The organism is Enterobacter sp. RHBSTW-00994, from assembly GCF_013782625.1.
Classification (GTDB): Bacteria; Pseudomonadota; Gammaproteobacteria; order Enterobacterales; family Enterobacteriaceae; genus Enterobacter.
This window is the reverse complement of the sequence record NZ_CP056199.1, coordinates 3929299-3940932: the sequence shown is the minus strand read 5'-3', so window position 1 is coordinate 3940932 and position 11634 is coordinate 3929299. Positions and strand designations below refer to the sequence as shown.

Sequence of the window (11634 nt, the reverse complement as noted above, 5' to 3'; positions counted from 1 at the left end):
ATGAAAAGTACCACCTATGCGCTTATTGCTGTCGCCGCGATCGCGGCATTTGCCCTCCTGCGCGAACACTGGTCACATGTGGCAGGTTACTGGCCATATCTGTTATTGCTGGTCTGCCCGCTAATGCATCTTTTCCACGGCCACGGAGGGCATGGAGATCATCAACATCACGGAAGTGAAAACGATAAAAAAAATTAATCCGGCAGACGGGGCCGCGTCGCGGTCCCGTTATCAGTCCAGGTATCGTTCGTAGTCTCTGACATGCGCAAAGGCATGCTGTTCGAGTTTGTTATCAGCGGGTGCCGCTGCCCGGAACGCCAGAGAGTTAACAGGGTTGTTATTGATGACCAGCTCGTAATGCAGATGAGGACCGGATGAACGTCCGCTGTTACCGGATAACGCAATAGCACCTCCCCGTGTAACCCTGGCCCCTTTAGTAACGAGTATTTTATTGAGGTGGAGATAGCGAGTTTTAACACCGGCTTTTCCCGTTACTTCAACAAAATATCCCATGGTACTGTTGTATTCGGCCCGGGTGATTTTTCCGTCGATGACGCTGACTATTTTCGTGTTCATGGGCATGGAATAATCAATGCCATTATGGGGACTTACTTTTCCCGATACCGGGTTAAGTCTTGCAGGATTGAAAGGCGAACTGAGTCTTGCTGTGGCCGGTAACGGATAATCGAGACTGCCTTTCCCGGAAGTATCGGAAAGGTTATAGAACTTTTTATCTGATATACGATACGCCGTGTAATTAAATGAACCGGACGTAAATTTATAGGCCACGACACGTGATTTTCCCGCTTTCTTTTGCAGTACGAGTTTTAATGATTCATTTTTTTTCAAATGCCGCAGATTAAACCGGGAAGGCAAGGAGCGCTGAAGAGTAGCGATCTCGTTCGATTCCAGCCCCGAGCGGGTGGCTGAAAGGTAGGCATTTTCTTTTACGACATCGGTAGAATACATTTACTGGAATTCGCCGTTAGCATGAACACTGCGGCGTATGCTAGGGGTTTTCAGGAGGCGTGTCATCTGTCAGTTAATCGGGAGCACCGTTGATGGTCGTCATTTTTGTAACATATCTTGTTTCCCGTTTGCTCCTGAAGCTCTGGGAACTGTATGACCAGCCCGACGGTGATGATTAACGGGACTGAAACAGGTTACGGCAGAGCAATATGGGGCTCATGTCCTGCTACGTAACCCGTCAGTAAAGCCCTGCTGCGCACCTGACGCTAAGCACTAACCCGCCTGCAGTTACCTGGTCGAATACAGCCCGCGAAGCTTTCTTGCCTGCGTCTGATGTGCTTCCGCACCGGCATTATTGACCTGCTCATGCACGAGAGCGGCTTTTTCTCCGGCATTCAGTTCGTTAAAAGAAGAAGACGAGGTCTTTGAATTTGCACCACTGTCGGACAGCATTTTTTTATGTTCCTCAATCATTTTCTGATGTGCATAGGACGCGCTGTTGTTCATAAATGAATGAGCAACAATGGCCCTTTCATGTTCATTCATTTCAGAGAATGAGGGTGTGCTGTTTTTATTAATCCTGTCCGGCAAATTTTCATGCGTCGAGGAATTCACATGACTGACGGCTGAGGCATTATTAACAAAACGATGTGCTTCATGGGCAATATCACTGGACTGAGCAAAAGCTGCCCCACAAAATAAAGCTGTAAACGCAGTGGTCGTGATTAATATATTCATGTGTAATTACCTTCTGAGGTACATAAAAGTTGTCCTTACGATCATATATAAAAATAATCAACCTGTGGGGAAGATGACGTAAATGTAATACAGCTATGTACATTACACGATTGTAATGAATTTGTTTCTTAAGGTGTGCTAGCTTCATTTCATTGTAAGAGGATGAACCAGTAATTTAATTTAAATCGGTTCTCGAATTCTGTCAGTAACCATACTTTAAATAAGGGAACGCGCATGCTGTTGAAAACGTCTCGACGAACTTTCCTGAAGGGGTTAACCCTCTCTGGCGTAGCCGGAAGTCTTGGCGTATGGAGTTTCAATGCGCGTTCCAGTCTGAGCCTGCCAGTTGCCGCATCCCTGCAGGGTACTCAGTTTGACCTGACCATTGGTGAAACGGCCGTCAATATCACGGGCAGTGAGCGTCAGGCCAAAACAATCAATGGAGGCCTGCCGGGGCCCGTTCTTCGCTGGAAAGAAGGTGACACCATTACCCTGAAGGTCAAAAACCGTCTTAATGAACAGACGTCCATTCACTGGCACGGCATTATTCTTCCGGCCAATATGGATGGTGTTCCGGGGCTGAGTTTTAGGGGCATAGAGCCTGATGATACCTACGTTTACACCTTTAAGGTTAAGCAGAACGGGACTTACTGGTACCACAGCCATTCCGGTCTGCAGGAACAGGAGGGGGTATACGGTGCCATTATCATCGATGCCAGGGAGCCAGAACCGTTTGCTTACGATCGTGAGCATGTGGTCATGTTGTCTGACTGGACCGATGAAAATCCTCACAGCCTGCTGAAAAAATTAAAAAAACAGTCGGATTACTACAATTTCAATAAACCAACCGTTGGCTCTTTTTTCCGCGACGTGAATACCAGGGGGCTGTCAGCCACCATTGCCGATCGGAAAATGTGGGCTGAAATGAAAATGAATCCGACTGACCTCGCGGATGTCAGTGGCTACACCTACACCTATCTCATGAACGGGCAGGCCCCGCTGAAAAACTGGACCGGACTGTTCCGTCCCGGTGAAAAGATACGCTTACGGTTTATCAACGGCTCGGCAATGACCTATTTCGATATCCGTATCCCCGGGCTGAAAATGACGGTCGTGGCTGCAGATGGCCAGTATGTAAACCCGGTTACCGTTGACGAATTCAGGATTGCCGTTGCCGAAACCTATGATGTCATTGTGGAGCCTCAGGGTGAGGCCTATACCATCTTCGCACAATCCATGGACAGGACCGGTTACGCTCGAGGGACACTGGCCACGAGAGAGGGGTTAAGTGCTGCCGTTCCCCCCCTCGATCCCCGTCCTCTGTTGACCATGGAAGATATGGGTATGGGGGGAATGGGACATGATATGGCAGGAATGGACCACAGCCAGATGGGAGGCATGGATAACAGCGGAGAGATGATGTCTATGGACGGTGCTGACCTTCCGGATAGCGGGACATCCTCCGCGCCCATGGATCACAGCAGCATGGCCGGTATGGATCATTCCCGGATGGCCGGAATGCCGGGTATGCAAAGTCATCCTGCGTCAGAAACGGATAACCCACTGGTTGATATGCAGGCGATGAGCGTCTCTCCGAAATTAAATGATCCGGGTATTGGTCTTCGAAATAACGGAAGAAAGGTTCTCACGTACGCGGATTTGAAAAGCCGCTTTGAGGATCCTGACGGACGTGAACCTGGCCGTACCATAGAACTGCATTTAACCGGCCACATGGAAAAGTTTGCCTGGTCATTTAACGGAATCAAGTTTTCAGATGCCGCACCGGTGCTGCTGAAATACGGTGAGCGGCTCAGGATCACGCTGATCAACGATACCATGATGACTCACCCCATTCACCTGCATGGTATGTGGAGCGATCTGGAAGATGAAAACGGTAATTTCATGGTTCGTAAACACACAATAGATGTTCCCCCTGGTACAAAACGCAGTTACAGAGTGACAGCAGATGCGCTTGGCCGCTGGGCGTATCACTGCCATTTGCTCTATCACATGGAAATGGGAATGTTTCGTGAAGTCCGGGTGGAGGAATGATGCGAATGAAGAGAAATTTGAAGGCCATACCTGTTCTGGTCGCCGGTTTGTTTACCTCACAGCTTTCTATTGCGGCGGGCTCCGTCTCTGCAGATCCCCACGCCGGGCACGACATGTCTGCCATGCAGATGCCAGCAGATGAGAATTTCACTGAGATGACGTCAATGGAGCCCATTGTAACTGAGAGCAGAACGCCAATTCCGCCTGTTACCGATGCCGACCGGAAGGCTGCATTCGGCAATTTACAGGGGCATGCGATTCACGACAGTGCGATTAATTATCTGGTTCTGCTGGATCAACTGGAATGGCAACGGTCGGATAACACCAACAATTTCAGCTGGAGTGTTAACAGCTGGATTGGAGGCGACACAGATCGGATTTGGCTAAAGAGTGAAGGTGAACGAAGCAATGGGGAAACGGAGGCGGCTGAAGCGCAGTTACTCTGGGGACATGCGGTTGGCCCATGGTGGGATTTGGTTGCGGGTGTCAGGCAGGATTTCAGACCTGCTTCTGCCCGGACCTGGGCTGCTGTCGGTTTTCAGGGGCTGGCACTCTATAATTTTGAGTCTGAAATTACGGGTTTTGTCAGTAATGGCGGAAAAGCAGCCCTTCGTCTGGGAGGAGAATACGACGTTTTACTGACTAACCGGCTCATACTCCAGCCATCCTATGAGGTGAATTTCTACAGTCAGGATGATGAATCGCGGGGTCGCGGCAGGGGACTGACTGACACAGAGCTGGGGCTCCGGCTGCGCTATGAAATACGCCGTGAGTTTGCACCCTATATAGGCGTTTCCTGGAATCAACTTTACGGGAAAACATCCGATATGGCGAAAAGAGAAGGTGAGAAAGACCATCAGGTAGTATTCCTGGCGGGAGCCAGAATCTGGTTTTAACGCACTGATATAAAACACTCAACTAAACAGGTAAATAAAATGTCGATTTTACATAAAGCCATTCTTACAGGTGGCCTCGTTATGGGCGTTGCTTTCTCTGCTATGGCCCATCCGGAATTAAAAAGCTCTGTGCCACAGGCTGATTCAGCCGTAGCGGCCCCGGAAAAGATTCAGCTTAATTTCTCGGAAAATCTGACCGTGAAATTCTCAGGTGCAAAATTAACGATGACGGGTATGAAAGGCATGTCATCACATTCTCCGATGCCGGTCGCGGCAAAAGTGGCGCCAGGCGCTGACCCTAAATCGATGGTCATTATTCCGCGAGAGCCTTTACCCGCTGGCACTTATCGTGTTGACTGGCGCGCGGTTTCTTCAGATACGCACCCTATTACCGGTAATTACACCTTTACAGTGAAGTAATATTATGAACGACCTGATTATGATTGTTATTCGTTTTCTTCTTTATCTGGATTTGATGGTAATATTTGGATTGCCATTTTTTCAGATATATGGAATAAGCGGTGTCAGACATGAAACCTATAACCTGACTAATTTCAGGTCGTTTATAACCTTTGCTGTTGTTACAGGCATCATTCTTACTGGCATTAATATGCTCCTGGTATCTAATGCCATGAGTGGAGTAACTGACCTCAGAGAATTATCCATCCATGTTATCGAGATGGTGATAGAAGAAACTGATGTGGGTATTAGCTGGATTGTCAGGCTCTGTGCCCTGTTTACCACACTCGGTGCTTTGTTCCTTTACACTAATAAGAGAGTATTGTCCTGCCTGCTGATGACGATGAGTGGGGGCGTGGCGCTGGCTACACTTGCCTGGGGAGGACACGCCGTTATGCATGACGGTCTGCATTACTATCTCCATTTACTGAGCGATCTGACCCATCTCGGCGCTGCAGGTGCCTGGACAGGTGCTCTGGTTGCATTTGCTATCCTGCTGATGCGCAGAAACGAGCATAATGCACAGAGCGTCATTGTGATATCTGACTCCCTGGCAAAATTTGCCACGGCAGGAACGGTGATTGTTGTAGCCCTGATCCTGAGTGCGCTGGTCAACTATCTGTATATTGCTGAGGGTAACTTAACTCCCTTATTCAACAGTTCCTGGGGGAGGATATTGCTTGCCAAGACGGCTCTGTTTGTTCTGATGCTTCTTCTGGCTGCAGCAAACCGGTTTCACCTGGGTCCCCGGCTTGAAGTTATGGTCAGGGAAGGGAATTATGATCGCAGCGTTGCCCTGATGCGAAACAGCATCCTGACAGAATTCGTTGTTGCGATTATCATTTTGGGCGCCGTAGCGTGGCTCGGAATGCTTGCTCCGTCTCAGGTCAGCTAGGGGACAGCCAAAGCTCATGCGTGAGATTTTTACTTTCATATCAGCGAGTTGACCATGCAGCGTATTTTAATCGTTGAAGACGAACAAAAAACAGGTCGTTACCTGCAGCAGGGACTGGTTGAGGAAGGCTATCAGGCCGATCTCTTTAATAATGGCCGCGATGGTCTCGGGGCCGCGTCGAAGGGACAGTATGATTTGATAATACTGGACGTGATGCTGCCTTTCCTCGACGGGTGGCAAATCATCAGCGCACTGAGGGAGTCCGGGCACGAAGAACCGGTCCTGTTTTTAACCGCAAAGGACAACGTGCGGGACAAAGTGAAAGGACTGGAGCTTGGCGCAGATGACTACCTGATTAAGCCCTTTGATTTTACGGAGCTGGTTGCACGTGTAAGAACCCTACTGCGCCGGGCACGCTCGCAGGCCGCAACAGTCTGCACCATCGCCGATATGACCGTTGATATGGTGCGCCGGACCGTGATCCGTTCGGGGAAGAAGATCCATCTCACCGGTAAAGAATACGTTCTGCTTGAGTTGCTGCTGCAACGCACCGGAGAAGTGTTACCCAGGAGTCTTATCTCGTCCCTGGTCTGGAACATGAATTTTGACAGTGATACGAATGTGATTGATGTCGCCGTGAGACGTCTGAGAAGTAAAATTGATGATGACTTTGAGCCAAAACTGATCCATACCGTTCGCGGTGCCGGATATGTCCTGGAGATCAGAGAAGAGTGAGGTTCAAAATTTCCCTGACCACACGCCTGAGCCTGATTTTTTCTGCGGTGATGCTTACGGTATGGTGGTTATCAAGTTTTATCCTGATTAGCACCCTGAATGGCTATTTCGATAATCAGGACCGCGATTTTCTGACAGGTAAACTTCAGCTCACCGAAGAGTTTCTTAAAACAGAGACGTTCAGGAACAAAACGGATATTAAGTCATTATCAGAAAAAATAAACGATGCGATGGTGGGGCACAATGGCTTATTCATTTCTATAAAAAACATGGAAAATGAAAAAATTGTTGAACTCTATGCCAACAATTCTGTTGTTCCAGCGGTCCTGCTTAACAAGTCGGGTGATATTCTCGACTATATGATCCAGACGGAAGAAAATAACACCGTGTACCGCAGTATCTCGCGGCGGGTTGCCGTGACGCCGGAACAGGGTAAAAGCAAACATTTCATCATTACGGTTGCCACGGATACTGGGTATCACACCCTGTTTATGGACAAACTCAGTACCTGGCTGTTCTGGTTCAATATCGGTCTGGTCTTTATTTCTGTTTTTCTGGGCTGGCTGACCACACGTATTGGTCTGAAACCGTTACGGGAAATGACCAGTCTGGCTTCCTCCATGACTGTACACAGCCTGGATCAGCGTCTAAATCCCGATCTGGCTCCGCCGGAAATCTCTGAGACCATGCAGGAGTTCAATAATATGTTTGATCGCCTGGAGGGGGCATTCCGGAAACTGTCAGATTTCTCGTCTGACATCGCGCATGAGCTGCGCACACCAGTCAGTAATCTGATGATGCAGACGCAGTTTGCACTGGCTAAGGAAAGGGATGTTTCGCATTACCGCGAAATTTTATTCGCTAACCTGGAAGAACTGAAAAGGTTGTCACGAATGACCAGTGACATGCTTTTTCTGGCACGTTCAGAGCATGGTCTGCTGCGGCTGGATAAACATGATGTGGATCTGGCAGCCGAACTGAATGAATTACGTGAGTTGTTCGAGCCCCTGGCAGACGAAACAGGAAAGACAATCACGGTTGAAGGAGAGGGCGTTGTTGCCGGAGACAGCGATATGCTCCGACGTGCTTTCAGTAACCTGCTTTCCAATGCAATCAAGTATTCTCCCGATAACACCTGTACAGCGATACACCTTGAGCGTGACAGTGACTGTGTGAACGTGATGATTACGAATACGATGTCCGGCCAGGTTCCCGCTAATCTGGAACGTTTGTTTGACCGGTTCTATCGCGCAGACTCATCAAGGTTCTACAACACGGAAGGCGCGGGGCTGGGATTATCAATTACAAGGTCGATCATTCATGCTCACGGCGGCGAGCTGTCAGCAGAACAGCAGGGGCGGGAAATTGTGTTCAGTGTGCGTCTGTTAATGGATTAATACCGTTATTCAGGAGAAACCCGGAAGGTGACAAAAATGTCATCGTTCAGTCACGCGATAAACAGAGGCGGTTTTTTATAATCAGCCATAAATCAGGACAGCGTGATAATTCAATCGCCCGGTTCCTGGCGTGATGATCAACCAGCCCTGAGATCAAATGCTTTCTCTGTTATAAGCATTGATTGTTCGGGTATGAAAACACCGGAGACCCAACCATGAAAAAGATCCTTGTATCCTTTATTGCCATGATGGCTGTCGCTTCATCTGCCTGGGCTGCAGAGACAATGAACATGCATGACCAGGTAAATAATGCCCAGGCGCCTGCCCATCAGATGCAATCATCCGCTGAAAAAAGTGCAGTTCAGGGGGAGAGCATGAAAATGATGGATATGAGCGGTCACGATCAGGCCGCAATGTCCCATGAAATGATGCAAAACGGCAATTCTGCTGCCCATCAGGACATGGCTGAAATGCATAAAAAAATGATGAAATCCAAGCCAGCAGCTTCTAACGAAACAGCAAAATCATTTTCCGAAATGAACGAGCATGAGAAAGCCGCTGTTGTGCATGAGAAGGCGAATAATGGTCAATCTTCCGTTATTCATCAGCAGCAGGCTGAAAAGCATCGCAGCCAGATCACCCAGAATTAACCCGCAGCTCCACTTGTTAGACCCTCATTTGACGCCGAAGTCACTGGCTTACGCTCCCGTCCGGGAGCGTTTTTTTAACTCTCTCATAAATTTTCAACTGTCAAGGGAATGGCATTCATCTGACCAACGTAGTCACGCAACGCTAGATAACCGCATAAACCTTTTTTCCCGTGTAACTTGCAGTTTCTACGTAAGCGTGCGCCGAGAACCGTATTGACTGAAGTTGGTTATTCCGCTCGCAGTATTACTCGCCACAGCAGCAGTTCACTGACCCGTCCTGCCTTATCCACAATCATCAAATCGCCTGAATGTAGACCAATGTCCGTCATTGAGTTCCCTATGGTTCGTACAAAATAAGTCGAGCCCCTCCGCTGAATACAGTATTCATTCAGGTCAAGTTCCGTTTTTACGTAATATTGTGCCGGCGAAGGGAATCCGGCAGGGCATCGCTCAGTGAAAAAGGGGGCGGTAAAGGGCCCGGAGCTGGGCGCTGCTGGGACAAAACGAAGCATACTAAACCTCAAATAATACTGTATGAATAAACAGTATTATTAATCTTTTTTGGACGCTTTCAAGTTGTATCAGCAGAGTTATTGGTAATGCCCTGTTATTGCGCAGGAAATTTTAGCTATGGAAGAAAGGAGTAACAAATGCCTGACAACCCCTGCTGGCTCTATGTGGTGTAGGAAGGAGAGCAGTGAAAGAGGCAAAATGCATCAATTTGTAATCACTCTGATGCTTTATTTTGGTTTTTATATCTGATAATGTCTATTTAAATGTAATCACATACTTGAGGGTAGGCATGTTCAGATTCACACAGTTACTACAAAGCCTGATCAAAACGGGGAATATGGTTGCTGAAGATCGCATATCACAACTTGAAGATACATCCGTTAAGGAATTAACTACAGTTCGACTTCGTCCCGAAACAAAGGCCTACTTGCAGTCGCAAAGCGAGACTCTTGGCGTTTCACTTTCTCAGGTGATTAATATGATCCTTGACGGCGTGGTTTCAATGGAAATGAAACCAGCATCTGATAACAAAATCAAAGGAATATATGACAGGATTATGTCGCTGTTTGAATTGCATAACATCAATACAGTTGATATGGCGAAAATGCTCTCCGGCTATGGGATCAAGTTATCGCATATTCGAAATCCGGATAAGTTTATTGATATTCTTTCAATGGATATGATTAAGGAGATAGCTAACTGGTTTTCGATTAATTATAAATGGATCATAGGAGAAACAAACGAGTTATATTCTCCTCGGGATAACACCTGGTATAAGGATTCCTATGGTTTCTCGCTACTGTTGTTGGAGAAATCATTCCGACATTCTGATCTTAAGGTTTCTGTAGTTAAGGCAAATAATGTATCTTTTGAGAAAGCTGAGAAACTTGAAGAACAATATTCCAGGTTGTATGTCGGATTCATATTAAGTTATACATCTAAGGTTAATGGTGTATCTTTTACAAAATACGAAGTTTGCGAATTCCAGAGATGGAATTATAATAAATGTCGTGGTTACTTAAGATTCATTTTTTATTTTTTGGATTCTGTCAGGACGAGAATAAACTGCCAGGGCGTATCATTCAATGAAGAGATTGTTGATGGTTTGATGGCAGGTAGGTTATTTCCATCAACAATTAAAGGGATGTTATCAGAAACTTGGTTCATTGCAGAACGAATAGGGCATATAGAAAGTAATTACGATGTAGAGATAAATCCAGTTGAGTATTTGAACAGGTTTAACAGACTTATACGTTTATTTCGATTCGGTAGTTCTGTGACAATTTTAGATATTGAATATACAACGAAAGATTTTTCATATGGATGGATTATAAAGTATTCATGTAATGGGAAATATCATACGGAGTTTTACCACAGTCTGGCCACTGGTCTGGACGATATTTATGATAAGTTCATCGTCGAGAATCCTTCATAAAGGTGACTAGTGATTACATGTAAATCATTAAAGGAACCCTTCAAATTTTGGAGGGTTTCCTGCAGACTCGTCTTCCATGTCACAGATAAAAACTTGATAAAGGATCACGCTCCGATCTAATATCTTTCTCGTTGTACCGTTGCGTTGTATGCAACATGCCAATGCCTCGGTGATCTGAGAGAGGCGCCTTCGGGTGATCGCCATGCCAATGCCACCGTGACCTGAGAGGTGGCGCCTTCGGGCGGTAACTTCGTTTACCCTTTGAAAACGAAGATCGCATACAGTTTGAATCTGGCGATGAAGGTCCCTTTCACTTCTGTATCTGTTTTTCAGATACGTCTTGCAGCCGTTGTCTGGTCGCAATTTTCTTATCGTTTTCACTTTTTATGACGCTGCTGGCCATTGCGAACTTTGCGGTGTGGGTATGACCATTTGGAACATTTGGGCATATTCCACGACTGCATTGAGAGCAGAGGAGCGCGGCGTCACTTGTGCACGAGTGAAACGAGTACCAAGTGACGCGCGCAGCGCATAACTGGCAGAGCTGACGCACTGCCATTTCGACAACTTTTTTACCAACTGACCAACACGTACTTAAAGGTTTTAAGGGCCTTAAAAACGTACTTCATTCACTGCTTGTTCATTTATCAACCAAACGTCTTTTCCGTAAAAACGGGTAAGGACTTCATTCTGAAAGGAGAAAATCGACACGATATCGATGGCGACGCCAGTCAACATACTGGTGTGTGGAAGCAGACTGATTAATTTCAGCCCGGTGCAAACCGCGAACAGGTCAGAGACCTGGGGAGCTTCGCAATAACTCAACATTTCGCCGCCCCGATGCACAGATATCTGTCGAGACGCAGGAAGCGCAACCATAAACCGTGCCGTCGGG

At 47.1% G+C, this 11634-nt stretch carries 12 protein-coding genes and 1 pseudogene; 9 read left to right on the top strand and 4 right to left on the bottom strand.

Annotation, left to right across the window (positions count from 1 at the left end; all coding sequences use genetic code 11):
* Entirely contained in the window at window positions 1-198 is a 198-nt protein-coding gene (locus HV346_RS18830; RefSeq protein WP_000843494.1) for a DUF2933 domain-containing protein, read from the top strand.
* Between the two features lie 33 nt (window positions 199-231).
* On the opposite strand, the gene HV346_RS18825 is transcribed toward HV346_RS18830, so the two are convergent.
* Window positions 232-969 carry a peptidoglycan DD-metalloendopeptidase family protein gene (locus tag HV346_RS18825; RefSeq protein ID WP_000287502.1) on the bottom strand — a complete coding sequence of 246 codons (738 nt, stop codon included), beginning with the start codon at window positions 967-969 and terminating at the stop codon, window positions 232-234.
* Between the two features lie 288 nt (window positions 970-1257).
* Window positions 1258-1707 carry a copper resistance protein gene (locus HV346_RS18820; RefSeq protein ID WP_181620750.1) on the bottom strand — a complete coding sequence of 150 codons (450 nt, stop codon included), beginning with the start codon at window positions 1705-1707 and terminating at the stop codon, window positions 1258-1260.
* 234 nt (window positions 1708-1941) lie between these two features.
* On the opposite strand from HV346_RS18820, the gene pcoA reads away from it, so the two are divergent.
* The 7 genes from pcoA (at window position 1942) to pcoE (ending at window position 8791) form a co-directional block, all read left to right on the top strand.
* Window positions 1942-3759 (top strand): multicopper oxidase PcoA, encoded by a 1818-nt coding sequence (gene pcoA / locus HV346_RS18815; protein WP_032668649.1) that lies wholly within the window; start codon window positions 1942-1944, stop codon window positions 3757-3759.
* 5 nt (window positions 3760-3764) lie between these two features.
* Window positions 3765-4655, top strand: a complete 891-nt coding sequence (pcoB, locus tag HV346_RS18810; protein WP_001378118.1) for a copper resistance outer membrane transporter PcoB — start codon at window positions 3765-3767, stop codon at window positions 4653-4655.
* Window positions 4656-4694: 39 nt separating this feature from the next.
* Entirely contained in the window at window positions 4695-5075 is a 381-nt protein-coding gene (gene pcoC, locus HV346_RS18805) for a copper resistance system metallochaperone PcoC (RefSeq protein ID WP_008455296.1), read from the top strand.
* 55 nt (window positions 5076-5130) lie between these two features.
* The gene (pcoD, locus tag HV346_RS18800) at window positions 5131-6009 is read left to right on the top strand and encodes a copper resistance inner membrane protein PcoD (RefSeq protein ID WP_229692861.1); all 879 of its coding nucleotides are present in this window, start codon (window positions 5131-5133) and stop codon (window positions 6007-6009) included.
* 54 nt (window positions 6010-6063) lie between these two features.
* Window positions 6064-6744 (top strand): copper response regulator transcription factor PcoR, encoded by a 681-nt coding sequence (pcoR, locus tag HV346_RS18795; RefSeq protein ID WP_001188930.1) that lies wholly within the window; start codon window positions 6064-6066, stop codon window positions 6742-6744.
* Window positions 6741-8141, top strand: a complete 1401-nt coding sequence (gene pcoS / locus HV346_RS18790) for a copper resistance membrane spanning protein PcoS (RefSeq protein WP_181620749.1) — start codon at window positions 6741-6743, stop codon at window positions 8139-8141. The genes pcoR and pcoS overlap by 4 nt, the downstream gene beginning before the upstream one ends.
* A 215-nt stretch (window positions 8142-8356) precedes the next feature.
* Window positions 8357-8791, top strand: coding sequence for a copper resistance system metallochaperone PcoE (gene pcoE, locus HV346_RS18785; protein ID WP_004388336.1), 435 nt, complete (start codon window positions 8357-8359; stop codon window positions 8789-8791).
* A gap of 278 nt (window positions 8792-9069) precedes the next feature.
* Here the strand turns inward: pcoE and HV346_RS23320 are convergent.
* Window positions 9070-9303: pseudogene (locus HV346_RS23320) on the bottom strand (S24 family peptidase); the annotation flags it as partial.
* Between the two features lie 338 nt (window positions 9304-9641).
* On the opposite strand from HV346_RS23320, the gene HV346_RS18780 reads away from it, so the two are divergent.
* Complete coding sequence (locus tag HV346_RS18780) at window positions 9642-10739, top strand: hypothetical protein (RefSeq protein ID WP_181620748.1); 1098 nt, start codon at window positions 9642-9644, stop codon at window positions 10737-10739.
* 612 nt (window positions 10740-11351) lie between these two features.
* Here the strand turns inward: HV346_RS18780 and HV346_RS18775 are convergent.
* Window positions 11352-11567: a hypothetical protein gene (locus tag HV346_RS18775; RefSeq protein WP_139764101.1), complete on the bottom strand. Its 216-nt coding sequence runs from the start codon at window positions 11565-11567 to the stop codon at window positions 11352-11354.
* Window positions 11568-11634: the final 67 nt, after the last annotated feature.